We start from the raw sequence: 24,595 nt of genomic DNA, 5'->3' as shown, positions 1-24,595 counted from the left end.
ACCAGGCCCGGGTACCGGCCGCCGCCGGACCCGGCCGGACCTCTGGGGTCCGGCCGGGTCCGGCGGTGACGGGAAGCCCTGGTCTCGGGAGCGGCCGGTCGAAGGTCAAGAGTGATCTCATTTGTACATGTCTGACCTCCTTTGACCGCTTACGGGGTGTGACTCGGGCCACGCAGATTGGGCGTAACGCTCGTGGAGACAGCGCGATGACCTAAGAGGTGACAGCCGCGGAGGGAATACGGACGCCGAACCAGGCGCTGTGCGTCCTCCCGGCCCCCGCCCGCGCCGTCGGCCCATCCCCAGGCCGGTGGTCGGCTCCTGTCCTCCGTGGACGGTGCCGGAAGCCGTTTTCCAACGTTCCGAGAGGTTGTTCGTGTCGGCCAGCACATCCCGTACGCTCCCGCCGGAGATCGCCGAGTCCGTCTCTGTCATGGCGCTCATTGAGCGGGGAAAGGCTGAGGGGCAGATCGCCGGCGACGATGTGCGTCGGGCCTTCGAAGCTGACCAGATTCCGGCCACTCAGTGGAAGAACGTACTGCGCAGCCTCAACCAGATCCTTGAGGAAGAGGGTGTGACGCTGATGGTCAGTGCCGCAGAGCCCAAGCGCACCCGCAAGAGCGTCGCAGCGAAGAGCCCCGCCAAGCGCACCGCCACCAAGACGGTCGCGGCGAAGACGGTGACCACCCGCAAGGCCACCGCGACCACGGCCGCCCCCGCGGCACCCGCCGCCCCGGCCGCAGCCGATTCCGCCGACGAAGCCGCACCCGCCAAGAAGGCCGCCGCCAAGAAGGTGACCGCCAAGAAGACGGTCGCGAAGAAGGCCGTCGCCAAGAAGACGGCCGCCAAGAAGACCACGGCCAAGAAGGACGACGTCGAGCTCCTCGAGGACGAGGTTCTCGAGGACACCAAGGTCGCCGACGAACCCGAGGGAGCCGAGAGCGCCGGCTTCGTCCTGTCCGACGAGGACGAGGACGACGCGCCCGCGCAGCAGGTCGCCGCGGCCGGTGCCACCGCCGACCCGGTCAAGGACTACCTGAAGCAGATCGGCAAGGTCCCCCTGCTCAACGCCGAGCAGGAGGTCGAGCTGGCCAAGCGCATCGAGGCCGGCCTGTTCGCCGAGGACAAGCTGGCGAACGCCGACAAGCTCGCCCCGAAGCTCAAGCGCGAGCTGGAGATCATCGCCGAGGACGGCCGCCGCGCCAAGAACCACCTCCTGGAGGCCAACCTCCGTCTGGTGGTCTCCCTGGCCAAGCGCTACACCGGCCGCGGCATGCTCTTCCTGGACCTCATCCAGGAGGGCAACCTCGGTCTGATCCGCGCGGTCGAGAAGTTCGACTACACCAAGGGCTACAAGTTCTCCACGTATGCCACCTGGTGGATCCGGCAGGCGATCACCCGCGCCATGGCCGACCAGGCCCGCACCATCCGTATCCCGGTGCACATGGTCGAGGTCATCAACAAGCTCGCGCGTGTGCAGCGCCAGATGCTCCAGGACCTGGGCCGCGAGCCCACCCCGGAGGAGCTGGCCAAGGAACTCGACATGACCCCGGAGAAGGTCATCGAGGTCCAGAAGTACGGCCGCGAGCCCATCTCGCTGCACACCCCGCTGGGCGAGGACGGCGACAGCGAGTTCGGTGACCTCATCGAGGACTCCGAGGCCGTCGTCCCGGCCGACGCGGTCAGCTTCACGCTCCTGCAGGAGCAGCTGCACTCCGTCCTGGACACCCTGTCCGAGCGCGAGGCGGGCGTCGTCTCCATGCGCTTCGGTCTCACCGACGGTCAGCCGAAGACCCTCGACGAGATCGGCAAGGTGTACGGCGTGACGCGTGAGCGGATCCGCCAGATCGAGTCCAAGACCATGTCGAAGCTGCGCCACCCGTCGCGTTCGCAGGTGCTGCGCGACTACCTCGACTAGGTCGCGGCCGTACGACGGCGAAGGCCCGGTTCCCTCGCGGGAGCCGGGCCTTCGTGCTGCGCGCGAGCAGGGCGTGGATGACTCTGGGTGTCCCAGCAGGACCCAGAGTGAGGAGCATGCATGCGCCGTTCTCTTGTCCGGGCACTGATCCGGCCGTTGGCCATGGCGGCCACCGTGACCGCGATACCCCTGATGAGCGCGGCTCCCGCGGGCGCCGACAGCGTAGTGGTCGGGGGGTTCCCGATCGACGTCTCCCAGGCTCCGTGGACGATGGCGCTGGCCAGCCGTGACCGGTTCGGAGGTACCCGGGCGGGCCAGTTCTGCGGCGCCGTGGCCGTCGGGCGCACCACCGTGGTCACCGCGGCCCACTGTCTGTCCGACGACGCCCTCGGATCACCGCCGAACCGGCTGCGCGACCTCAAGGTCATCGCGGGCCGTACCGACCTGCTGTCACGGCAGGGCGACGAGATCGCCGTACGCAAGGTCCGGTTCAATCCCGCCTACGACGCCACGACCCACTCCGGGGACTTCGCGGTCCTCGAGCTGGCCGCACCGCTGCCGCAGGGCGCGGTCGTCGCCATGGCGGACACGGGCGATCCGGCCTACGCGCCGGGCACGCAGGCCCTGGTGTCCGGGTGGGGCGACACGACCGGCGCGGGGTCCTACCCGTACCGGCTCCATGCCGCACGCGTACGCGTACTGCCCGACGAAATGTGTGCCCGCGCCTTTCCGGGCGGCCCGGACGGCTCCTACCGGGCCGAGACCATGCTCTGCGCCGGTGAGCTCGCCGGAGGCCCCGACGCCTGCCAGGGGGACAGTGGTGGCCCTCTGGTGGCCCGGGGACGGCTGATCGGCCTCGTGTCGTGGGGGAGCGGCTGCGGACGGCCGGGGCTTCCCGGCGTCTACACACGCGTCTCCGAGATCGTACGAGCGCTGCGGCCGGCCGACGGCGCCCCGCCTTCCGGGCGCTCCTGAGCGCGCTTCGACGGGCATGAGCACGGGCGGCCGCTCCAGTGAGGAGCGGCCGCCCGTTCACCGGCCTGTGCCGGGGCTGGCTCGTCGTGGTGCGAGATTCAGCGCTCTTCGTCGGAAGCGGTGTTCGGAACGGACGTCAGCCGCTCCGTCTCGTCCTGTATCTCAGCGGCGATCTTCTTGAGTTCCGGCTCGAACTTGCGACCGTGGTGGGCGCAGAAGAGCAGTTCTCCGCCGCTGAGCAGGACGACGCGCAGGTATGCCTGGGCGCCGCAGCGGTCGCAGCGATCGGCGGCCGTCAACGGGCTCGCGGGGGTCAGAACAGTAGTCACGTCGCCTCTTCTCTAGCTCGACGAGCTGTCGTACCAGGGTCAACATCCAACCAGCCCGAAAACGTTCCCGCTCGTGGCTTTTCCTCGAAAAAATCTTTCCGGGGCGGCTGTCTGCTGCCGGTTGGCGGCGAATGTGCCGTATTGCGTCTCTTGTATGCCTACGGGTTCGCGCTGTCTTGCTGTCTCGGTCCTCCCGGCCGGGTTGCCGGTTGTTCATGAGGACGTGCCCGGAGCCTAAATGGTTCATGCCTCGAAGGGAACGTGATGTGTGCTTCACTCCTACGAGGGATCGAACAGGTATGCGAGCTTGGACTAGTGTGAGTTGCCGACGAGGGTGGCGTTACACCGGCTCTACCAGGGCTCGGTACCCTCTGTGCGGCGACCGAAGCCGCCCCCTTACCCAAAAGGGGGCCACCTGAAATTCAGCGAGGAGCGAACCGCGTGACCGCCGATACGTCCGTGCCGTCCACAGCGCTGCTGGCAGGAGCAGACCGGGACGGTTCCAACTACACCGCGCGGCACCTGCTCGTCCTCGAGGGGCTCGAGGCCGTGCGCAAGCGCCCCGGCATGTACATCGGCTCGACCGACAGCCGCGGTCTGATGCACTGCCTCTGGGAGATCATCGACAACTCGGTGGACGAGGCCCTCGGCGGCTACTGCGACCACATCGAGGTGATCCTCCACGACGACGGCTCCGTCGAGGTGCGCGACAACGGCCGCGGCATCCCCGTGGACGTGGAACCGAAGACCGGCCTGTCCGGCGTCGAGGTCGTCATGACCAAGCTGCACGCCGGCGGCAAGTTCGGGGGCGGCTCCTACGCTGCCTCCGGCGGTCTGCACGGCGTCGGCGCCTCCGTGGTCAACGCCCTCTCGGCCCGCCTCGACGTCGAAGTGGACCGCGGCGGTCACACGCACGCCATCAGCTTCCGGCGTGGCGTGCCCGGAGCCTTCGCCGCCGAGGGCGCCGACGCGAAGTTCGAGGCCAAGAGCGGTCTGCGCAAGGCCAAGAAGATCCCCAAGACGCGCACCGGCACGCGCGTGCGTTACTGGGCCGACCGGCAGATCTTCCTCAAGGACGCCAAGCTGTCCCTGGAGAACCTGCACCAGCGCGCCCGGCAGACCGCCTTCCTGGTGCCCGGCCTGACCATCGTCGTCCGTGACGAGTTCGGCCTCGGCGAGGGCGGCAGCAAGGGCGAGGAGTCGTTCCGCTTCGACGGCGGTATCAGCGAGTTCTGCGAGTACCTGGCGAACGACAAGGCGATCTGCGACGTCCTCCGCTTCTCGGGCAAAGGCACCTTCAAGGAGACCGTCCCGGTTCTGGACGACCACGGCCAGATGACCCCCACCGAGGTCACCCGTGAGCTGGGCGTCGACGTCGCGATGCGATGGGGCACGGGCTACGACACGACCGTCAGGTCGTTCGTCAACATCATCGCCACACCCAAGGGCGGCACCCACGTCGCCGGGTTCGAACAGGCCCTCACCCAGACGCTGAACGATGTGCTGCGCGCCAAGAAGCTGCTGCGCGTGGCCGAGGACAACATCGTCAAGGACGACGCCCTGGAGGGCCTCACCGCCGTCGTCACCGTCCGGCTGGCCGAGCCGCAGTTCGAGGGGCAGACCAAGGAGGTCCTCGGCACCTCGGCGGCCCGCCGCATCGTGAACAGCGTGATCAGCAAGGAACTGAAGGCGTTCCTCACGGCCACCAAGCGCGACGCGGCCGCCCAGGCACGGGTGGTCATGGAGAAGGTGGTCGCGGCCGCCCGCACCCGGGTCGCGGCCCGCCAGCACAAGGACGCCCAGCGCCGGAAGACGGCCCTGGAGTCCTCCTCCCTGCCGGCCAAGCTCGCCGACTGCCGCAGCGACGACGTCGACCGCAGCGAGCTGTTCATCGTCGAGGGAGACTCCGCGCTCGGCACGGCCAAGCTGGCCCGGAACTCCGAGTTCCAGGCTCTGCTGCCGATCCGCGGCAAGATCCTCAACGTGCAGCGGTCGTCGGTCACCGACATGCTCAAGAACGCCGAGTGTGGCGCGATCATCCAGGTCATAGGAGCGGGCTCGGGCCGTACCTTCGACATCGACCAGGCCCGCTACGGCAAGATCATCATGATGACCGACGCCGATGTGGACGGTTCGCACATCCGCTGCCTGCTGCTCACGCTGTTCCAGCGCTACATGCGGCCCATGGTCGAGGCCGGCCGGGTCTTCGCCGCGGTGCCGCCGCTGCACCGCGTCGAGCTGATCCAGCCGAAGAAGGGGCAGGAGAAGTACGTCTACACGTACTCCGACCGCGAGCTGCGCGACAAGCTCATGGAGTTCCAGAGCAAGGGCATCCGGTACAAGGACTCCATCCAGCGCTACAAGGGTCTGGGCGAGATGGACGCGGACCAGCTGGCCGAGACCACGATGGACCCGCGCCACCGCACCCTGCGCCGCATCAACCTCTCCGACCTGGAGGCCGCGGAACAGGTCTTCGACCTGCTGATGGGCAACGACGTCGCACCCCGCAAGGAGTTCATCTCCAGCTCGGCGGCGACGCTGGACCGGTCACGCATCGACGCCTAGCCGCTGCGCTGGGCTCGGCGGACGGGGTTGGGGGTCCGGCCGACGGGAATTGTCGCCCGGGGTGAGGGGCTTGGCGGGGGTGGGCGTTCGGTGGGGTGCGGGTAATCCCGATCACCGACGCTCCGCCCTCACCCGTCCCTTACAGCCACCAGCCACCCTCGTCCCGCCCCCAGGTCTCTCCACCCCCGGGTGGAGGCGGGGCGGTTTCGGCTTCCACCCGTGATCCACCCTGGCTCCGATCCCCTGGCCTGCGGACTTCCGTAGTTTCGAAGGCGTCGGCAGCACTCGCTTCCGGCACCGTCCTCTCGCTCACGGAGGTCCAGATGCCCGGGCTCGTCAACGTGCTGGTGATCGTTGCCGTGGTCGCCATTGTGATCGCGCGGCAGTTCCGCGCCCGGGCGATCGGCACGGAGCGGCGCTGGTGGCTGCTCCCCGTGATCCTGGCCGTCGTCTCGCTGCGCGAGCCCGGCATCCTCGACGCCCACCACCGGGCCGAATCCGCCGTACTGCTCGTGGGGGAGCTGTTCATCGGCCTGGTCACCGGCCTCGGCTGGGGCTGGACCACCCGCATCTGGACCGCGCCGGACGGCGTCGTGTGGACCAGGAGCAGCAAGGCGAGCGGCGCCGTGTGGATCGCGGGCATAGCCCTGCGGGCCGGGGTCTTCGCCCTCGGCTCCGCTCTCGGCGTGCACCAGGACAGCTCCGCGCTGGTGCTCGGCCTCGCGGGCACCCTGCTGGTCCGCGGTGGAGTCCTGGCCTTTCGGGCCCAGTCCCTCGGCGCCCCGAGCCACCCCGCCCCGAGCCGTCCCGCTCCGGCGTACGGTGACGACGAGCGGTCGGCGTGGAAGGAGCGCGTGTGACGGAGAACGCTTGGACACGCTGGCCGTCACGAGAAGCGCTCGGCCGTTCGGGAACCACCCGTCCCCGGCGCATGCTCGCGTGGGTCGTCCGACTGCTCGTGCTGGCCCTGCTCCTGTGGAGTGCCTTCAGCAAGAGGCACGTCGGTCTCTGGGAAGCACTCGCGGCAGCGGCGGCGGTCCTCCTCGCCGCCCTCGTCTCCCGGGCCTTCTTCCGGACCACCTACGCGCACCGGCTGGTGCCCTCCCTCGCGCTGATGGGCGTGCTCCTGGGCATCGCGGTCGCCGCGGAGGCCACGGGATTCACGGGGCCGGCACTCGTGATCTGGTGCGGCTGTGGAGTCGGCGCGCTGGAACGACTGCCGCTGGGGGCCGCGGTCCCCGTCGCGTCAGTGGCGCTGGCCTCGTACTCCGCGTTCAACAACGACGTCTGGCTGACCACGGCCGCCACCGTGGCCGGCATGGCCCTCGCCGGGTACGTGCTGCGGCTGGACGCGGAAGCACGCGGCAGCGCACAACGGCTCCTCGCCCAGGAGCGCGCCGCCCGCGCGGCCGAGGCCGAGTCCGCCGCACTGGCCGAGCGTGCCAGCATCGCACGGGAGATCCACGACGTGCTGGCGCACAGCCTTTCGGCCCAGCTCGTGCACCTGGAGGCGGCCCGGTTGCTGATCGAGGGTGGCGCGGATCGCGAGCGGATCCTGGAGCGGGTGGTGGCCGCGCGGGGCATGGCCCGTGACGGCCTCGCCGAGACCCGGCAGGCGCTGTCCGCGCTGCGGGGCGAGCTGACCCCGCTGGAGGACTTCCTGGCCGAACTCGTCAGCACGGCCGAAGGTGCCCAGGTCACCGTCACAGGTGAACGCAGGCCCCTCCCGGCCGAGGCGTCCCAGGCCGTGCGGCGGGTCGCTCAGGAAGCCCTGACGAACGTCCGCAAGCACGCGCAGGGTGCCAAGGTGACCGTGTGGCTCGACTACAGCGAGCACGAAGTGAGGCTGGACGTGCGGGACTCGGGCGGCGAAGCGGGCGAACTGAACGGTTCCGGGGGCGGGTACGGTCTGCTGGGCATGCGTGAGCGCGCCGAACTGCTCGGCGGTTCGCTGGACGCGGGGCCGGGTGAGGAGGGGTTCGTGGTGACGCTGAAGGTGCCCGTATGACGCGGACGGAAGGGGAGCGGAAACCCGCGCGGGTGGTGGTCGCCGACGATCAGACCGTGGTCCGCGAAGGCATCGCGATGCTGCTCGGGCTGCTGCCCGGCGTGGAGGTCGTCGGGGCGGCGGGAGACGGGGAGGAGGCGGTGCGGCTGGTCGGGGAACTGGCCCCGGATGTCGTGCTGATGGACCTCAGGATGCCCCGCTGCGACGGCGTGGAGGCCACCCGGCGCATCCGGGAGCAGTACCCGGGCACGCAGGTGGTGGTGCTCACCACCTACGCGGACGACGATTCGCTGTTCCCCGCGCTCAAGGCCGGTGCCCGGGGTTACCTGACCAAGGACGCGGGCGGGGACGAGATCGTCCGTGCCGTGCACAGCGTGCTCTCGGGGGACGCGGGACTGTCGCCGAGTGTCCAGCGGCGGTTGCTGGAGAGGCTGTCGCAGGCAGAGCCCGTGCCGGTGCCCACGGCCGGCGAGGCGCCCGACGGGCTGACCGCACGCGAGACCGAGGTCCTGGTGCTGATCGGCGAAGGGCTCACCAATCAGGAGATCGCCCGCCGGCTGCACGTGTCGACCGCGACCGTGAAGACCCACATCAACAATCTCTTCGCCAAGACGGGTCTCAAGGACCGGGCGCAGGCCGTGCGGTACGCCTACGGCAAGGGGCTGGTGCGACCACCGACCGGGTAAATCACCTGATGGGGTGAAGAGCCGGAGGAAGAAGAGTCAGGGATCCACCCGTTCTGTCCATCCTTGGGCATGCAGTCAAGCAATGGTCGTCCCCGTGGAGTCGGGGACGGTCCCGAGAGATCGGCCGGGAACCAGGAAGACGACGGCGCGTCCTGCCGTGACGTGGCGTACGAGGACCCCTGGTACGACACATCGGCCTCGGGCTGGGGCGAGCTGGACGGCGCGGGTATGCCGGCACCGGCCGTGCCGGCCGCGCGTGCCGAGCCCGGCGCGGCGGCGGCGCGCGCCCGCGACGTGTACGTCGAGGTGCAGCGGAGCGAGGCGTTCCAGGAGGTGCGCGGGAGGTACCGGCGGTTCGTGGTGCCGGGGGTCACGGCCTTCCTGGTGTGGTACGTGGCCTATGTGGTCGCCGCGACGACCGCGCCGCGGCTCATGGCCCGGCCGGTGGTGGGAGCGGTGAACGTGGGGATGCTCGCGGGGCTCGGACAGTTCGTCACCACGTTCCTTTTCACCTGGGCGTATGCCCGGCACGCGCGGCTGCGCAGGGACCGGGCCGCACTGGAGCTGCGCTGGGACACGCAGGAACTGGCCCGCGGAGCGCAGGGAGGGAACCCGTGACCGGTGATCACCAGACTCTGGCGCTGCTGCTGTTCAGCGGGTTCGTGGCGGTCACTCTCGCGATCACGACGTGGGTGAGCCGAAGGCGGCACGGTTCGGCGGAGGAGTTCTACGCGGGCGGGCGGCTGTTCTCCCCGATGGAGAATGGTTTTGCCATCGCGGGGGACTACATGTCGGCGGCCTCCTTCCTGGGCATCAGCGGGCTCATCGCGCTGTACGGGTACGACGGGCTGCTCTACGGGGTGGGGTTCCTCGTGGCATGGCTGGTCGTGCTGTACCTGGTGGCCGAACTGGTGCGCAATTGCGGGCGGTTCACGCTGGCCGACGTGGTGGCCGCCCGGATGAGCGAGCGGCCGGTGCGGATCGCCGCGGGAGCGTCCTCGGTCACGGTGTCCGTGCTGTACCTGGTGGCGCAGATGGTCGGCGCGGGCAGTCTGGTGGCGTTGCTGCTGGGGCGCACGAGCGGCGCGGCCCAGGCGTGGACGGTCATCGGTGTCGGCGCGCTCATGGTGATCTACGTGTCGTTGGGAGGGATGCGCGCCACCACCTGGATCCAGATCGTGAAGGCGGTGCTGTTGCTGAGCGGGACGGTCGTGCTGACCGTCCTGGTCCTGCTGCGCTTCCACGGCGACGTCGACCGGCTGCTGCTCACGGCGGCGGAGCGCAGCGGCCAGGGCAGGGCCTTCCTGGCACCCGGGCTGAAGTACGGCGGGGACTGGAACTCCCGGTTGGACTTCGTCAGCCTGGGACTCGCCCTGGTGCTGGGCACGGCCGGGCTGCCGCACATCCTGTCGCGCTTCTACACCGTGCCGACGGCGCGGGCCGCTCGCCGCTCGGTGGTGTGGTCCATCGGCCTGATCGGCGGCTTCTACCTGATGACGATCGTCCTCGGCTTCGGGGCGGCGGCGGTGGTCGGGCCGCGGGCCGTACGCGGATCCAACGCGGCCGGGAACACGGCGGTGCCCCTCCTCGCCCTCGACCTGGGCGGCGGAGCGGGCTCGACCGGGGGCACCGTGCTGTTCGCGGTGGTCGCAGCCGTGGCCTTCGCCACGATCCTCGCGGTGGTCGCGGGCATCACGCTCGCCTCCTCGGCCTCGGTGGCCCACGACCTGTACGCGTCACTGCGCCGCCGGCACGGCAAGCACCGCAGCGAGGTGGCCGTGGCCCGGTGGGCGGCGGCCGGCATCGGCGTGGTGGCGATCGGACTCGGCCTGCTGGCCCGCGATCTCAATGTCGCCTTCCTCGTCGGCCTCGCCTTCGCGGTCGCCGCATCGGCGAACCTGCCGGTCCTGCTCTACTCGCTGTTCTGGCGCGGTTTCACCACGCGGGGCGCGGTGTGGGCGGTGTACGGCGGGCTGCTCCCGGCGATCGGACTGGTGCTGCTCTCCCCGGTTGTGTCCGGCAGCCCGGAATCCCTGTTCCCCGGCGTCGACTTCCAGTACTTCCCGCTGGAGAACCCCGGCATCGTCTCCATCCCGCTCGGCTTCCTCGCCGGCTGGCTGGGCACGGTGACCTCGGACGAGGTTCCGGACGAGGCCGGGTACGCCGAGACGGAGGTGCGTTCGCTGACCGGGGCCGGAGCCGTGTAGCCGGGCCGTGCGCGTTACGGCGCGACCCAGGCGTACCGGTGTTCCGGGCGGCCGGTGTCGCCGTACTTCAGGGAGAGGCGCAGACGGCCCGCCTGTTCGAGGTGGCGCAGATAGCGCTGGGCGGTGGAGCGGCTCAGGCCCGTGCGGGCGGCCACCTCGTGGGCCGAGAGCGGATGGTCGGCGCGGTGCAGGACACCGCAGATGAGGTCGGTCGTGGGCTCGGAGTGGCCGGTCGGCAGGCCGGGTGCGGAAGGGGCGGGAGCGCGTAGGGCGCCGAAGATCCGGTCGACCTGTTCCTGGCCCGTCAGGCCCCGGCCGCCCACCCGGTCGACCGTGCGGCGCAGGGCGGCGTAGGAGTCCAGGCGGGTGCGCAGCGCGGCGAAGGTGAAGGGCTTGACCAGATAGTGCAGGGCGCCCAGGCGCATCGCCTGCTGGACGGTCGTCACATCGCTGGCCGCCGTGATCATGATGACGTCGGTGCCATGACCCTGCTCGCGCATGCGGTGCACGAGCTCGAGGCCGGTCTGGTCCGGCAGGTAGTGGTCGAGCAGCACCAGGTCGATGGAGCCGCGTTCCACGGCGGCCAGGGCCTGGGCGGCACTGTGCGCGCGGGCGGCCACCCGGAAGCCGGGAACCTTCCCCACGTACTTGGCGTTTATCTCAGCGACACGGAAGTCGTCGTCGACCACCAGGACGTCAATCATCAGGCCTCTCCTTACAAGGCCGGCGAGCGTTCAGCCCGTTTCGGCTCCGCAGTTGTAGCGCGAGCAAAACGAGCACAACAGGTGCTTGCGAGCAAAAGAACGGCTTGTGCTCACAAGACTCCTGTTGTGGCCGGGGCCACACCTACCGTCCCGGCCCATGAGCGCACACACCAGCCCCGCCATCGAGTTGCGGGGCGCGAGCAAGACCTTCAGAACTCCGTCCGGGGGACTGCACACGGCGGTGCGCGGCCTGGACCTCACCGTGGAGCGCGGCGAGTTCGTGGCCGTCGTAGGACCGACCGGATGCGGCAAGTCCACGACGCTGACCCTGGTCAGCGGCCTGGAGGAGCCCACCGAGGGCGAGGTGCTGGTGGCCGGGGAACCGGTCGACGGGGTCGGCGACAAGGTCGGTTTCGTCTTCCAGCAGGACGCCACCTTTCCCTGGCGGACCGTGCTGTCGAACGTCATGGCCGGTCCGCGTTTCCGGGGCGTGCCCAAGGCGGAGGCCAAGCAGAGGGCCCGCGACTGGCTGGCCCGGGTCGGGCTCGCCGCCTTCGAGGACCGTTATCCGCACCAGCTCTCCGGCGGTCAGCGCAAGCGGGTCGCCCTGGCGGCCACGTTCGTCAACGACCCCGAGATCCTGCTGATGGACGAGCCGTTCTCGGCGCTCGACGTGCAGACCCGCGCGCTGATGTCGGACGAGCTGCTGGAGCTGTGGGAAGGCACCGGCGCCTCCGTCGTCTTCGTCACCCACGACCTGGAGGAGTCCATCGCGCTGGCCGACAAGGTGGTCGTGATGACCGCCGGACCCGCGACCGTGAAGCAGGTCTTCGACATCGACCTGCCCCGCCCGCGCAAGGTGGAGTCGGTGCGGCTGGAGCCGCGGTTCATCGAGATCTACCGCGAGATCTGGGAGTCCCTCGGCGAAGAGGTCCGCATCACGCGTGAGAGGGGTGCCGCCCATGTCGCCTGAGGTCCTCAGCACCCCGGTGGTGGACACCGTCAAGACACCCGATCGCGCGCGGACCCGCGCCCAGGCCGCACGCCGGCGCAGGCTCCTCGTCAACGTCGTGCGGGTGGTGCTCCTGGTGGCCGTCCTCGGACTGTGGGAGGCGTTGTCCCGCGCCAAGGTCATCGACCCGTTCAACTTCTCGATGCCCTCGAAGATCTGGGACCAGATCTGGACCTGGGTGACCCACGGGACGGCGCTCGGCTCCCTGGGTGAGCAGATCTGGTACACGCTGTACGAGGCCCTGCTCGGCTGGATCATCGGCGTGGTCGCCGGTGTGCTGCTCGGCATCGCGCTCGGGCGGATAAGATTGCTCGCCGAGGTTCTTGGTCCATACATCAAGGTGCTCAACTCGATCCCCAGGATCGTGCTGGCGCCCATCTTCCTGATCTGGTTCGGCCTCGGACCGTCCTCCAAGGTGGCCTCCGCCGTGGTGCTCGTCTTCTTCCCGGTGTTCTTCAACGCCTTCCAGGGCGCCCGCGAAGTGGACCGCAACCTGGTGGCCAACGCCCGCATCCTGGGCGCGAGCGACCGCAGGGTGACCCTCCAGGTGGTCATCCCGTCGGCCACCTCCTGGATCTTCACCAGCCTGCACGTCAGCTTTGGCTTCGCTCTCATCGGCGCCATCGTCGGCGAGTACATCGGCGCCACCAAGGGCATCGGCCTGCTCGTCTCGCAGTCGCAGAACACCTTCAACGCCGCCGGCGTGTACGCCGCGATGGTCATCCTCGCCGTCGTCGCCCTCGTCGCCGAGGGGCTGCTGACCTTCGCCGAGCGCCGCATCTTCCGCTGGAAGCCCACCGGTTCCGACAGCTGACCGGTTCCCCGCCACCCCCCGCTCCTTCCCGCACCGCCCTCTCACAAGGACGTGAACCCGCATGCGCAAGACCGCCCGACACGCCTCCTTGGCAGTCGCCGGACTGCTCGCCCTCTCCTCGCTCACCGCCTGCGCCAACGACGCGGCAAGCTCCACCGCCGACACCGGCAGCGGCGGGGGCGGCGGGAAGGGGGAGAGCGTCAAGATCATGGTCGGTGGCCTGGACAAGGTCATCTACCTGCCCGCGATGCTCACCCAGCGCCTCGGCTACTTCCAGGCGGAGGGGCTGAACGTCCAGCTCCTCAGCGAGCCCGCCGGGGTGCAGGCCGAGACCGCGCTCGTCTCCGGCCAGGTGCAAGGAGCGGTCGGGTTCTACGACCACACCCTGGACCTCCAGGTGAAGGGCAAGTCGGTGGAGTCCGTCGTGCAGTTCTCGCACGCGCCCGGCGAGGTCGAGGTCGTCTCGAACAAGGCCGCCGGCGACCTCGCCTCGCCCAAGGACTTCAAGGGCCGCAAGCTGGGCGTGACCGGGCTCGGTTCCTCGACCGACTTCCTCACCAAGTACCTGGCGGTCAAGAACGGAGTGAAGGTCAGCGACTTCACGCCGGTCGCGGTGGGGGCCGGACCCACGTTCATCGCGGCACTCGAGAAGGGCGCGATCGACGGCGGCATGACCACCGACCCGACCGTCGCGACGCTCCTGGACAAGAAGGCCGGCAAGATCCTCATCGACATGCGCACCCCCGAGGGCTCGCAGGAAGCGCTGGGCGGGCCGTACCCCTCGTCGAGTCTGTACATGCAGACGGACTGGGTGAACGGACACAAGGAGACCGTCCAGAAGTTGGCCAACGCATTCGTCAAGACGCTCAAGTGGATGTCCACGCACAGCGCCGACGAGATCGCCGCCAAGATGCCCGCCGACTACTCCCAGGGCGACAAGGCGCTGTACGCGCAGGCCATCAAGAGCACCCTTCCGATGTTCACCGACGACGGCGTGATGCCCCAGGACGGTCCCGAGACCGTGGAGAAGGTCCTCAAGGCGTTCAATCCCAACATCAAGAACGCGAAGGTCGACTTGAGCAAGACGTACACGACGGAGTTCGTCAACGCGGTCAAGTGACCGCTGCCGCGTCGACGTGCATCGCGCTCAGGCGCGGGTCGCCCACACGTAACGGTGTTCGGGGCGGCCCGCGTCGCCGTACTTCAGGGTCAACCGCGCCCGGCCCGTGCGCTCCAGGAGCTTCAGATACCGCTGGGCGGTCTGCCGGCTCACCCCCGTCCGCTCGGCGATCTCCTGGGCGGACAGGGGGTGTTCGGCGTTGAGCAGCGCCCGGCGCACCAGCTCGGCCGTCGTGGGGGAGTGCCCCTTGGGCAGCCCGGGCTCCGAGGGGGCGGACAGGGCGCCGAAGATGCGGTCCACCTCCGCCTGCTCGGCCTCGCCCCCGCCGTCCAGGGTGCGCCGCAGCTCGGCGTACGCCTCCAGCTTCGCCCGCAGGCCGGCGAAGGCGAACGGCTTCACCAGGTACTGCAGCGCGCCCTGCCGCATGGCGGCCTGCACGGTCGACACGTCGCGCGCGGCCGTCACCATGATCACGTCGGTCTGGTGGCCGCGCCGGCGCATCTCCTTGACCACCGACAGACCCGTGTCGTCGGGCAGGTAGTGGTCCATCAGGACGAGGTCCAGCCGGGGCAGCGCCTCGACCTGACGCAGCGCCTCCGCCGCGTTGTGCGCCTTGCCGGCGACATGGAAGCCGGGCACCTTCTCCACGTAGGCGGCGTTGACCCGGGCCACGCGGGTGTCGTCGTCCACGACCAGGACTTCTATCATCGGGCTTCCTCCTCGGCGACGGCAGCGGTCCCGGCGGACCTCCCGGGCGGCGCCGGTTGCAGTTCCGGCTCGGTCAGCGCCTCCGGCAGGACCACGGTGAACTCCGCGCCACCACCGGCCGCACCGCCCACGGCCGCGCTCCCGCCCTGCCGTTCGGCGAGCCGGCGCACCAGGGGGAGCCCGATGCCCCGCTTGCCGTGCGCGGGCGGCTTCTTCGTGGACCAGCCCTCCGTGAAGATCAGCTCCCGCTGGTCCTCGGGAATCCCGGGACCCGTGTCGCACACCCGGAGGACGACCGTGCGGTTCTCCGCGCGCAACTCGACCTCCACGCGCGCGTGCGGTGTCCCCGCGACCGCGTCGAGGGCGTTGTCCACGAGGTTGCCCACGACCGTGACCAGCCCGCGGGGGTCGATCAGCCGGTCGGGGAGCCGGGTGCGTTCCGACACCCACAGGGCGACCCCGCGCTCGGCCGCCACGGTCGCCTTGCCCACCAGCAGCGCGGCCAGCAGCGGGTCCTGGATCTTCTCCGTGACCTGCTCGGCGGTGGCCCGGTGGTCCCCGACCACCTCGCCGACGAACTCCACCGCGTCGTCGTACATCTCCAGCTCCAGCAGCCCCAGCAGGGTGTGCATGCGGTTGGCGTGTTCGTGGTCCTGGGCGCGCAGGGCGTCGATCAGCCCGCGCGTGGAGTCCAGTTCGCGTCCCAGCTGTTCCAGTTCGGTACGGTCGCGCAGGGTCGCCACCGCGCCGCCGTCGTCGGTGGGCATGCGGTTGGCGACCAGGACGCGATGGCCGCGCACGGTGAGCAGATCGGTGCCGGTCACCCGGCCGGCCAGCACGTCCGTGGTACGGCCCGCGCCGAGCGCCTCGTCCGGAGTGCGCCCGACGGCCTCGTCGCCGATGCCCAGCAGCCGCCGTGCCTCGTCGTTCAGCAGGCGGATACGGCCGCCCCGGTCGAGCGCGACCACACCCTCCCGGATGCCGTGCAGCATCGCCTCGCGCTCCGCGAGCAGCGCCGAGATGTCGGAGAAGGCCAGGTCCCGGGTCTGCCGCTGCACCCGGCGCGAGATCAGCCAGGCGGCCAGCGCGCCCACCGCGAGCGCACCGCCGGCGTACGCGAACAGGCCCGGGATCGCGTTGATCAGCCGCGCCCGCACGCTGTCGTAGGCGATGCCGACGGAGACCGCGCCGACGATGCGGTGGTCGGTGTCGTACAGCGGCACCTTGCCGCGCGCCGAGCGTCCCAGGGTGCCCCTGTCGATCTCCATGACCTCCTGGCCGGCCAGGGCGTTCCTGGGGTCGGTGGAGACGCGCCTGCCGATCTCCGAGGCCGTGGGGTGCGACCAGCGCACCCAGTTCCGATCCAGCACCACGATGTACTCGGCGTGCGTCGCCCGCCGGATCCGCTCGGCCTCCTCCTGCACGGGGCCGTTCCTGCTCGGCGGGGTGGTCAGCACGCCCTCGGCGATCTGCGGGTCCTGGGCCGTGGTCTCGGCGATGGCCAGCGCGCGGCGCATCGCCTCCTGGTCCAGCTGCTTGCTCAGCGGGGCGAGGAAGAGCCCGGTCGCGAGCACCGCCACCCCCGCGGCGATCACCACCTGCATCAGCAGCACCTGGGAGAACATCCGCCGTGGCAGACCGAGGCGCAGCCGGCGGGCGGGGGGAGTGGGGCTCATGCCCATGACGGTACGTGCGGCGGCCGGGCGCACCCCAGCGGGTGTGGTGTGGATCTCTTGATCCATGCGTTGATCAAAGGCTGACGGCACCTGCGCCGGTCAGCTCGCCAGCGCCGTCGGCCTCAGCTCGCGCACCTCGACCACGTCCATCCGCGCGGGCGTACCGAGCACCGCCGCGCCACAGCTCTCGGGGCGGGGCGGCAGCGCCGTCCCGCGCGCCACGGTGACCCGCCACCGGCGGCCGTCGGCGTGCCGGACGGTGACGGCCCAGCCGGAGTCGGTGCCGTCGGTCCGTACGACGTTGAGCACACCCGCCCGGTACTCGCCCGCGGCGGACCGCACGGCCAGTTCCGCCGCCTGTCCCGGGCGTTCCCACGCCGAGCACCCCCTGCACCCCTCCAGGACCACACGTCCCTCCTGGACGCCGTGCAGGGCCTCCTTGACGGTGTGCGCCTCGGCGCGGCCGTAGGCGTAGCCGTACGGCAGGACCAGCACCGTGGGCGCGAAGCGATGTCCACCCAGATGGGTGACCTCCCAGACCCCGCGCACCCCGGAGGCGACCAGCTCCGTGGCGAGCGGGCGGCCCAGGAGGGCACAGCAGCGGTCGCGCTTGCCGTTGGTGCACACGAGCGCCAGCGGATCACCCCGGTGCGGCCGTCCGCCGAGCACCGTGCCGAAGGAACGGTGCTCGCCCGCTCCGAGGCCGGCGAAGTCGAGGTCGAGCAGCCGCCGCGGATCACGCGTGGCCGCGCCCTGCAGCCACACACGCCCGGGAACGGTGTGCGCGGCGTACACCTGCCGGATCTCGGGCGTACCGGGGTCGGCGTGGCGCCCGGGGCGCCGGATGAGGGCGATCCGCACGCCGGTTCCGTCGGCGGCGGCCTCCAGTTCCCGGCCCAGCGCGGGGTCCAGGTGACTGGACGTGAGGGCCTTGGCACCCCAGGGGCCGGGCTGTTCCAGCAGCAGCCAGGTCGTCGCCGTCGCCGCCGTACCGGACACGGGTTCCTCGAGGCTCCGGGACGCGGTCGCACACCTACTCACAGAGGTGAGCCTAACCTGACTTTCCCCGGGGCGACTTCCGGCCCGTCCGTGTCCTACTCCGGCAGGGGCTGCGGCGGGCGCGGGCCGACGTAATGGCCACTGGGCCGCATGCGCAGCGGACGCTCGCCGTACTCCTCCAGGGCGTGGGCGATCCAGCCCGCGGTCCGCGCGACGGCGAAGATCGTCTCACCGGCGGTGGCCGGCATGCCGCTGGACGCGGTGAACACCGCGAGGGCCAGGTCCACATTGGCGTGCAGCGGAGTGTGCCGGGCGGCCGTCGCGACGATGTCTCGGGCCGCGAGCAGCGCGGACTCCGCGCGCGGGACCCGCTCCAGGAGGCCGAACAGCATGCGCGCGCGGGGGTCCTCACCGGCGTACAGCCGGTGGCCGAGACCGGGCACGCGGCGGCCCGCGCGCAGCTCGTCGGCGATCACCGGGACCGCTGTCCCCTGGTCGAGCACGTCCAGGAGCATCCGGTGGGCCAGGCCGCTCGCGGCGCCGTGCAGCGGCCCCTCCAGGACGCCGAGCCCGGCCGAGACGGCCGCGTAAGCGTGCGCCCGGGCCGAGGCGGCGACCCGCACCGCCAGCGTGGACGCGGCGAGGTCGTGGTCGGCGAGCAGCGCGAGCGCGGTGTCCAGGACGCGCAGGGAGTCCTCGTCGGCCGGGTGGCCGGTCAGCCGCCCCCACAGCCGTTGCGCCAGTGCCCCGCCGTCCTGGTGGTCGGCCCGGACCGGCGGGAGCGCGGCGACGAGGGTCGGGATCAGGACCCGCGCCGTGTTCAGCACGGCGTCCTCGGACAGGTCGAAGCGCAGCGGGTCCTCGGCCGCCGCGGCGATCGCGGCGACCCGCAGCCGGTCGACCGGGGAGGCGTGTTCGGACAGGGCGTCCACCGCGCGGCGGGCGACCTCGACGGTGGGCCCGGGCGCGGAGAACGTCGCCCCGGGGCTCAGCCGGCCGGTCCACAGCCACTCGGCGACCTCCTCGTAGGAGTGGCGGGTGGCCAGGTCGACGGCGTCCACGCCCCGGTAGAAGTACCGCTCCTGCTCGATGAGGGTGATCCGGGTGCGGACGGACAGGTCGCCGCCGGACCCCGGAGTCCCGGCTACCTCGCGCCGGTTGCGGCGCGCGAGGGCCTCCACCTCCCCGGCCTCGAACGTGCTGGACCGGCCGCCGGGTTCGCGTCTGCTGCTGAGCAGGCCGCGGCTCACGTACGCGTAGACCGTCTCGGGCTTCACCCCGAGCAGTTCGGCGGTCTCCTTGGTGCTCAGCCGGCGCCCGGGACGGTGAGGAGCGGTGTCGTGATCGCGCATGGGGTCACCGTAGTGGCAGCACACATGTTGATAGAGGTGTGTTGATCGGATCAACGTTGACAGCATAGCGTCAAGCATGGACAGTCGGATCAAGTTTCGGGGGACCCGAGGAGGAGATCCATGGCCGTCAACGCGCCCGCCACCCCGCTCAGCGCCACACCGCTCAGCGAGACCCCGCTCATCGACGTCCCGCGCGGTCTCGCCGGTGTCGTCGTCGCCGAGACCGAGATCGGCGACGTCCGGGGCCGTGAGGGCTTCTACCACTACCGGCAGTACTCGGCCGTCGACCTCGCGCACACCCGGAGCTTCGAGGACGTCTGGCATCTGCTGGTCCACGGCACCCTGCCGGACGCCCGGAGCGGTGCCGCCTTCGCCGCGGAGACCGCCGCCCTGCGGCGCCTGCCGGAGGACGTCCGCGCGGCCCTCCCCGCCATCGCCGCGGCCGGGCGGCGTTCGGGGCCGCTCGCCGGACTGCGTACGGCGCTGTCCCTGCTGGGCGCGGCACAGGGCTTCCGGCCGGTGTACGACACCGACCCCGACCGGCGCCGCGCCGACACCGTGGCCGCCTGCGCGGCCGTACCGACCCTGCTCACGGCGCTCTACCGGCTCGGCCGCGGCCTCGACCCGGTCGAGCCGCGCGAGGACCTCTCGTACGCGGGCAACTACCTGTACATGGTGACGGGTTCGGAACCGGATCCGCGCCGGGCGCGGGCGGTCGAGCAATACCTGATCTCAACCATTGATCACGGATTCAATGCGTCAACCTTCACCGCACGCGTCATCGCCTCCACGGGCGCCGACGTGGCGGCCTGCCTGGCCGGCGCCGTCGGCGCCCTGTCCGGTCCGCTGCACGGAGGCGCGCCCAGCCGGGCCCTGGACACCCTGGACGCGATCGGCACGCCCGACCGGATCGACGCCTGGATCCGCGAGAGGGTGCTCGCCGGTGACCGGATCATGGGCTTCGGGCACGCCGTGTACCGCACGCAGGACCCGCGGTCCCGGATGCTGCGCGAGATCGCCCTCGGCTTCGGCGGCCCCCGGGCCCGGTTCGCGGTGGAGGTCGAGCGGCGCGTGGAAGCGATCCTCGCCGAGCTGAAGCCCGGCCGCGAACTCCACACGAACGTCGAGTTCTACGCCGGTGTGGTCATGGAACTGTGCGGCCTGCCCCGGGAGATGTTCACCCCCACCTTCGCGTCGGCACGGGTCGTGGGCTGGAGCGCCAACATCCTGGAACAGGCCGCCGATTCGAAGATCATCCGCCCGCTGGCGCGGTACGTGGGCCCCGAGCCCAAGGCCACGGTGCCCGCCGCCGGGTGAGCGCGGGCGGGTGAGCGCGGGCGGAGCGCGGTCCCCCGCGCCGACGCCGAGCGCTCGCGGGCGGGGCGCCGCGTTCCGGTGCCGCCCGCCGTATCCGCGCCGCCGTCGTATCCCCGCGGCGCCCGCTGTGGCGCCGAGCCACCCGCCGTGCCCCCCCCACCCGCCGTGCGCCCTCACCACCGGCTGTGACCCGCGCCGAAGCCCTCTGGCCCCGCGGCGGCGCCGGCGCCCGAGGCCCTCGGGCTGCCGACCCGCTCGTATCCTTGACGCGCAGTCCACGCCCGTCCGCGCACCGGGCCGCGAACCGGTGCGCCCCGGTAGGTCAGAGAGGTCGTCCGTTGGGGAACAGCCAGGCTCGCGGCGGCAGTCCGCGGCAGATCCCGGTCGTCGTGCTCGCCGGATTCCTGGGGTCCGGGAAGACCACGCTCCTCAACCATCTGCTGCACCGCAGCGGAGGCAGCCGGATCGGGGCTATCGTCAACGACTTCGGGGCGATCGAGATCGACGCGATGGCCGTCGCCGGCGCCCTGGGCGACTCGACCGTCTCGCTCGGCAACGGCTGCCTGTGCTGTGCCGTCGACGCGAGCGAACTCGACCTCTACCTGGACCGGCTCGCCGCCCCCGGCACCGGGATCGACGTGATCGTCATCGAGGCCAGCGGGCTGGCCGAGCCCGGGGAACTCGTGCGCATGGTGCTCGCCAGCGAGCACCCGGGCATCGTGTACGGCGGTCTCGTCGAGGTCGTCGACGCCGCCGAGTTCGACGACACGCGGGCGAAGCACCCCGAGATCGACCGGCACCTGGCGCTCGCCGACCTGGTCGTCGTCAACAAGCTCGACCGTGCGGACGACGCCGAGCGGACGCTGGGGGCCGTTCGCGCGCTCGCCGGCCGCGCCGCCGTCGTCCCGGCCACCTACGGCCGGGTCGACCCCGAGTTCCTCTTCGACTGCCGTCCGGGCGAGGAGCGCATCGGACAGCTGTCCTTCGACGACCTGCACGGCCACGACGGCGACAGCGACGACCACGACGCCGACCAGCACGCCGGGCATCTGCACACCGGCTACGACAGCCTGTCCTTCACCTCCGACGTGCCCCTGGAGCCCCGTCGGCTCATGCGGTTCCTGGACAGCCGGCCCGAGGGGCTGTACCGGATCAAGGGGTACGTCGACTTCGGGCCGTACGACCCGCTCAACCGCTACGCCGTGCACGCCGTCGGCCGGTTCCTGCGCTTCTACCCGCAGCCCTGGGCGCCCGGCGAGGAGCGCCTCACCCAGCTGGTGCTGATCGGCGCCGGCATCGACGCGGACACCCTCGGCAAGGAACTGCGGGCGTGCGGGGACGACGCCCCGCACGCCGACGAGCACGGCATGTGGGGGGTCCTGCGCTACGTGCGGGACCCCGACGAAGCGGACGCCGACGTGGAGGACCCGCCCGCCTAGAGCCAGCGGGGGCCCGGCCGGGCGAGCCCCCGGGGGGCCCGCCCGGAGCCCGGCTACAGCACCGGGCCCGCCACCACCGACACCGTCTTCGCCAACGACGTGCCCGAGCCGTCGCGGCGCGGGTCCGGCTCCGGCAGGTCCGCCGGGGTGCCGTTCTTCTGCGCCGCGAGCGCGGGCACCGGACCCGCCCAGGCCAGCGACAGGCAGTCCTCGCCCTTCAGGAACCGCTGGCAGCGCACGCCGCCCGTCGCCCGGCCCTTGCGCGGGTACTGGTCGAACGGGGTGAGCTTGGCCGTCGTCTGCACCGAGTCGTCCAGCGTGCCGCGCGAGCCCGCGACCGTGAACACCACCGCGTCGACGGCCGGGTCGACCGCGGTGAAGGAGATCACCTTCGCGCCCTCGGCGAGCTTGATGCCCGCCATGCCGCCCGCCGGCCGGCCCTGCGGGCGGACGATGGAGGCCTGGAAACGCAGCAGCTGGGCGTCGTCCGTGATGAACACCAGGTCCTCCTCGCCGGTGCGCAGCTCCACCGCGCCGACGATCCGGTCGCCCTCCTTGAGCGTGATGACCTCCAACTCGTCCTTGTTGGACGGGTAGTCGGGCACCACGCGCTTGACGACGCCCTGCTCGGTGCCGAGCGCGAGACCCGGGGACGACTCGTCCAGCGTGGTCAGGCAGACCACCGTCTCGTCGTCCTCCAGGGAGACGAACTCCGCCAGCGGGGCACCTCCGGAGAGGTTGGGCGCGGTCACCGACTCGGGCAGTTGCGGCAGGTCGACCACGTTGATCCGCAGCAGCCGGCCCGCCGAGGTCACCGCGCCGATCACCCCGCGCGCGGTCGCCGGCACCGCCGAGACGATCACGTCGTGCTTGACGCGCTTGGCGCCCGCCGCCCCCGGGAACGGCTCGTCGGTCGCCGTACGGGCCAGCAGCCCCGTCGAGGACAGCAGCACCCGGCACGGGTCGTCGGCCACCTGGAGCGGGACGGTGGCCGCCGGGGCGCCGGCGGACTCCAGCAGGACCGTGCGCCGGTCGGTGCCGAACTTCTTCGCGACGGCGGCCAGTTCGGCCGAGACCAGCTTGCGCAGCTCGGCGTCCGACTCCAGGATCCGGGTCAGCTCCTCGATCTCCGCGGTGAGCTTGTCCTTCTCCGCCTCCAGCTCGATCCGGTCGTACTTGGTGAGCCGGCGCAGCGGCGTGTCGAGGATGTACTGCGTCTGCACCTCGCTCAGCGAGAAGCGCTCGATCAGGCGCTCCTTGGCCTGCGCGGAGTTCTCGCTGGACCGGATGATCCGGATGACCTCGTCGATGTCGACCAGCGCGGTCAGCAGGCCCTCGACCAGGTGCAGCCGGTCGCGCTTCTTGCCGCGGCGGAACTCGCTGCGGCGCCGGACCACGTCGAAGCGGTGGTCCAGATAGACCTCCAGCAGCTCCTTCAGGCCCAGGGTGAGCGGCTGGCCGTCGACCAGGGCGACGTTGTTGATGCCGAAGGACTCCTCCATCGGGGTCAGCTTGTACAGCTGCTCCAGGATCGCCTCGGGCACGAAGCCGTTCTTGATCTCGATGACCAGGCGCAGGCCGTGCTCGCGGTCGGTGAGGTCCTTGACGTCGGCGATGCCCTGGACCTTCTTCGCGTTGACCAGGTCCTTGATCTTCGCGATGACCTTCTCGGGACCGACCGTGAACGGCAGCTCGGTGACCACCAGGCCCTTGCGGCGGGCGGTGACCGTCTCGACCGAGACCGTCGCGCGCATCTTGAAGGTGCCACGGCCGGTCGCGTACGCGTCCCGGACGCCGTCCAGGCCGACGATCCGGCCGCCGGTGGGCAGGTCCGGGCCCGGGACGTGCTTCATCAGCGCGTCCAGGTCCGCGTTCGGGTTCCGGATCAGGTGGCGGGCGGCGGCGATGACCTCGCGCAGATTGTGCGGCGGCATGTTCGTCGCCATACCGACCGCGATGCCCGAGGAGCCGTTGACCAGCAGGTTCGGGAAGGCGGCGGGCAGCGCCACCGGCTCCTGCTCCTGGCCGTCGTAGTTCGGCGCGAAGTCGACCGTGTCCTCGTCGATCGACTCCGTCATCAGGCTCGTCGCCTCGGCCATCCGGCACTCGGTGTACCGCATGGCGGCCGGCGGGTCGTCGTTGCCCAGCGAGCCGAAGTTGCCGTGGCCGTCGACCAGCGGCACGCGCATGGAGAAGGGCTGCGCCATGCGCACCAGGGCGTCGTAGATCGACGCGTCGCCGTGCGGGTGCAGCTTGCCCATGACCTCGCCGACGACACGGGCGCACTTCACGTAGCCGCGCTCGGGGCGCAGGCCCATCTCGTTCATCTGGTACACGATCCGGCGGTGCACCGGCTTCAGGCCGTCACGGGCGTCCGGCAGGGCGCGCGAGTAGATGACCGAGTACGCGTACTCCAGGTAGGAGCCACGCATCTCGTCCACGACGTCGATGTCGAGGATCCTCTCCTCGAACGAATCGTCGGGCGGCGGGGTCTTCGTGCTGCGGCGGGCCATCGCTGCCGGCTCCTTGCTGAAAGGATGGACGGAACTGACGCCGACCATTGTGGACCGAGGCAGTGACAACCCGTGCCGCGACCCGGTCCGGCAGGCACCGCCGGGAGCCGGGACCGCGTCCCGGACGGGTCGCGGGCGGGTCCCGGGATCCGCTGTGGGCGTACGCCCCGCGGGAACTTCGCCGAGGCCCCGCACGCTTTGCATACAGTGGCAGGAACGGCAGGAAAACCGCGGTTTCCATCAACCGCCTCCGCTT

General features: G+C 71.1%; 20 protein-coding genes. 13 read left to right on the top strand and 7 right to left on the bottom strand.

The features are described 5' to 3' along the window. The first annotated feature begins 373 nt into the window (after positions 1-373). Together LG395_RS03485 and LG395_RS03480 are read left to right on the top strand one after the other, a co-directional pair. Positions 374-1,915 carry an RNA polymerase sigma factor gene (locus LG395_RS03485; protein WP_171152220.1) on the top strand — a complete coding sequence of 514 codons (1,542 nt, stop codon included), beginning with the start codon at positions 374-376 and terminating at the stop codon, positions 1,913-1,915. A gap of 120 nt (positions 1,916-2,035) precedes the next feature. Beyond that, positions 2,036-2,890, top strand: a complete 855-nt coding sequence (locus tag LG395_RS03480; protein WP_225808390.1) for a serine protease — start codon at positions 2,036-2,038, stop codon at positions 2,888-2,890. A gap of 98 nt (positions 2,891-2,988) precedes the next feature. On the opposite strand, the gene LG395_RS03475 is transcribed toward LG395_RS03480, so the two are convergent. Then, positions 2,989-3,219, bottom strand: a complete 231-nt coding sequence (locus tag LG395_RS03475; protein WP_014675476.1) for a DUF7455 domain-containing protein — start codon at positions 3,217-3,219, stop codon at positions 2,989-2,991. Between the two features lie 441 nt (positions 3,220-3,660). Here LG395_RS03475 and LG395_RS03470 point away from each other — a divergent pair, with 441 nt between their 5' ends. From LG395_RS03470 to LG395_RS03445, 6 genes are all read left to right on the top strand, one after another. Then, entirely contained in the window at positions 3,661-5,784 is a 2,124-nt protein-coding gene (locus LG395_RS03470; protein ID WP_171152216.1) for a DNA gyrase/topoisomerase IV subunit B, read from the top strand. A 323-nt stretch (positions 5,785-6,107) separates the two neighbouring features. Further along, the gene (locus tag LG395_RS03465; RefSeq protein ID WP_225808389.1) at positions 6,108-6,644 is read left to right on the top strand and encodes a DUF1453 domain-containing protein; all 537 of its coding nucleotides are present in this window, start codon (positions 6,108-6,110) and stop codon (positions 6,642-6,644) included. Next, the gene (locus LG395_RS03460) at positions 6,641-7,792 is read left to right on the top strand and encodes a sensor histidine kinase (protein WP_225808388.1); all 1,152 of its coding nucleotides are present in this window, start codon (positions 6,641-6,643) and stop codon (positions 7,790-7,792) included. The genes LG395_RS03465 and LG395_RS03460 overlap by 4 nt, the downstream gene beginning before the upstream one ends. Then, positions 7,789-8,478 (top strand): response regulator transcription factor, encoded by a 690-nt coding sequence (locus LG395_RS03455; protein ID WP_225808387.1) that lies wholly within the window; start codon positions 7,789-7,791, stop codon positions 8,476-8,478. Before LG395_RS03460 ends, LG395_RS03455 begins: the two co-directional genes overlap by 4 nt. A 162-nt stretch (positions 8,479-8,640) precedes the next feature. Beyond that, positions 8,641-9,096, top strand: a complete 456-nt coding sequence (locus LG395_RS03450) for a DUF485 domain-containing protein (RefSeq protein ID WP_225808386.1) — start codon at positions 8,641-8,643, stop codon at positions 9,094-9,096. Continuing rightward, complete coding sequence (locus LG395_RS03445) at positions 9,093-10,685, top strand: monocarboxylic acid transporter (protein WP_225808385.1); 1,593 nt, start codon at positions 9,093-9,095, stop codon at positions 10,683-10,685. The genes LG395_RS03450 and LG395_RS03445 overlap by 4 nt, the downstream gene beginning before the upstream one ends. A gap of 14 nt (positions 10,686-10,699) precedes the next feature. On the opposite strand, the gene LG395_RS03440 is transcribed toward LG395_RS03445, so the two are convergent. Further along, positions 10,700-11,389, bottom strand: a complete 690-nt coding sequence (locus LG395_RS03440; RefSeq protein WP_171152194.1) for a response regulator — start codon at positions 11,387-11,389, stop codon at positions 10,700-10,702. 157 nt (positions 11,390-11,546) lie between these two features. On the opposite strand from LG395_RS03440, the gene LG395_RS03435 reads away from it, so the two are divergent. The 3 genes from LG395_RS03435 to LG395_RS03425 all read left to right on the top strand — a co-directional run bounded on the left by LG395_RS03435 (position 11,547) and on the right by LG395_RS03425 (position 14,335). After that, positions 11,547-12,362 (top strand): ABC transporter ATP-binding protein, encoded by an 816-nt coding sequence (locus tag LG395_RS03435; RefSeq protein ID WP_014675484.1) that lies wholly within the window; start codon positions 11,547-11,549, stop codon positions 12,360-12,362. Continuing rightward, on the top strand, positions 12,352-13,215 hold the full coding sequence (locus tag LG395_RS03430; RefSeq protein WP_171152193.1) for an ABC transporter permease: 864 nt from the start codon (positions 12,352-12,354) through the stop codon (positions 13,213-13,215). Before LG395_RS03435 ends, LG395_RS03430 begins: the two co-directional genes overlap by 11 nt. Positions 13,216-13,276: 61 nt before the next feature. Then, a complete protein-coding gene (locus tag LG395_RS03425) occupies positions 13,277-14,335 on the top strand; it encodes an ABC transporter substrate-binding protein (RefSeq protein ID WP_225808384.1) in 1,059 nt (352 codons plus the stop codon). A 27-nt stretch (positions 14,336-14,362) separates the two neighbouring features. On the opposite strand, the gene LG395_RS03420 is transcribed toward LG395_RS03425, so the two are convergent. The 4 genes from LG395_RS03420 to LG395_RS03405 form a co-directional block, all read right to left on the bottom strand. Continuing rightward, positions 14,363-15,043, bottom strand: a complete 681-nt coding sequence (locus tag LG395_RS03420; RefSeq protein ID WP_225808383.1) for a response regulator — start codon at positions 15,041-15,043, stop codon at positions 14,363-14,365. Then, positions 15,040-16,719, bottom strand: a complete 1,680-nt coding sequence (locus LG395_RS03415; RefSeq protein ID WP_225808382.1) for an ATP-binding protein — start codon at positions 16,717-16,719, stop codon at positions 15,040-15,042. Before LG395_RS03415 ends, LG395_RS03420 begins: the two co-directional genes overlap by 4 nt. A gap of 99 nt (positions 16,720-16,818) precedes the next feature. Then, positions 16,819-17,760, bottom strand: a complete 942-nt coding sequence (locus LG395_RS03410) for a ferredoxin family protein (protein ID WP_225808381.1) — start codon at positions 17,758-17,760, stop codon at positions 16,819-16,821. 53 nt (positions 17,761-17,813) lie between these two features. After that, positions 17,814-19,070: a citrate synthase gene (locus tag LG395_RS03405; protein WP_225808380.1), complete on the bottom strand. Its 1,257-nt coding sequence runs from the start codon at positions 19,068-19,070 to the stop codon at positions 17,814-17,816. Between the two features lie 120 nt (positions 19,071-19,190). On the opposite strand from LG395_RS03405, the gene LG395_RS03400 reads away from it, so the two are divergent. Both LG395_RS03400 and LG395_RS03395 read left to right on the top strand, forming a co-directional pair. Further along, the gene (locus LG395_RS03400; RefSeq protein ID WP_225808379.1) at positions 19,191-20,387 is read left to right on the top strand and encodes a citrate synthase/methylcitrate synthase; all 1,197 of its coding nucleotides are present in this window, start codon (positions 19,191-19,193) and stop codon (positions 20,385-20,387) included. A gap of 338 nt (positions 20,388-20,725) precedes the next feature. After that, a complete protein-coding gene (locus LG395_RS03395) occupies positions 20,726-21,826 on the top strand; it encodes a CobW family GTP-binding protein (protein ID WP_225808378.1) in 1,101 nt (366 codons plus the stop codon). A 53-nt stretch (positions 21,827-21,879) separates the two neighbouring features. Here LG395_RS03395 and LG395_RS03390 read toward each other — a convergent pair whose 3' ends face one another. Further along, positions 21,880-24,339, bottom strand: coding sequence for a DNA gyrase/topoisomerase IV subunit A (locus LG395_RS03390; RefSeq protein ID WP_225808377.1), 2,460 nt, complete (start codon positions 24,337-24,339; stop codon positions 21,880-21,882). Between the last annotated feature and the right edge of the window lie 256 nt (positions 24,340-24,595).

The sequence above is a fragment of the Streptomyces spinosus genome (genome assembly GCF_020400655.1).
Lineage (GTDB): Bacteria > Actinomycetota > Actinomycetes > Streptomycetales > Streptomycetaceae > Streptomyces > Streptomyces argyrophylli.
The sequence above is the reverse complement of the archived record's forward strand: the minus strand, read 5'-3'. Positions and strand labels throughout refer to the sequence as shown.

What these genes read in the sequence shown, in the direction of transcription:
- LG395_RS03480 (WP_225808390.1), top strand. Translation starts at nt 2,036, where the DNA reads ATGCGCCGTTCTCTTGTCCGGGCACTGATCCGGCCGTTGGCCATGGCG.
- LG395_RS03465 (WP_225808389.1), top strand. Translation starts at nt 6,108, where the DNA reads ATGCCCGGGCTCGTCAACGTGCTGGTGATCGTTGCCGTGGTCGCCATT.
- LG395_RS03455 (WP_225808387.1), top strand. Translation starts at nt 7,789, where the DNA reads ATGACGCGGACGGAAGGGGAGCGGAAACCCGCGCGGGTGGTGGTCGCC.
- LG395_RS03440 (WP_171152194.1), bottom strand. Translation starts at nt 11,389, where the DNA reads ATGATTGACGTCCTGGTGGTCGACGACGACTTCCGTGTCGCTGAGATA.
- LG395_RS03435 (WP_014675484.1), top strand. Translation starts at nt 11,547, where the DNA reads ATGAGCGCACACACCAGCCCCGCCATCGAGTTGCGGGGCGCGAGCAAG.
- LG395_RS03430 (WP_171152193.1), top strand. Translation starts at nt 12,352, where the DNA reads ATGTCGCCTGAGGTCCTCAGCACCCCGGTGGTGGACACCGTCAAGACA.
- LG395_RS03425 (WP_225808384.1), top strand. Translation starts at nt 13,277, where the DNA reads ATGCGCAAGACCGCCCGACACGCCTCCTTGGCAGTCGCCGGACTGCTC.
- LG395_RS03420 (WP_225808383.1), bottom strand. Translation starts at nt 15,043, where the DNA reads ATGATAGAAGTCCTGGTCGTGGACGACGACACCCGCGTGGCCCGGGTC.
- LG395_RS03415 (WP_225808382.1), bottom strand. Translation starts at nt 16,719, where the DNA reads ATGAGCCCCACTCCCCCCGCCCGCCGGCTGCGCCTCGGTCTGCCACGG.
- LG395_RS03405 (WP_225808380.1), bottom strand. Translation starts at nt 19,070, where the DNA reads ATGCGCGATCACGACACCGCTCCTCACCGTCCCGGGCGCCGGCTGAGC.
- LG395_RS03400 (WP_225808379.1), top strand. Translation starts at nt 19,191, where the DNA reads ATGGCCGTCAACGCGCCCGCCACCCCGCTCAGCGCCACACCGCTCAGC.
- LG395_RS03390 (WP_225808377.1), bottom strand. Translation starts at nt 24,339, where the DNA reads ATGGCCCGCCGCAGCACGAAGACCCCGCCGCCCGACGATTCGTTCGAG.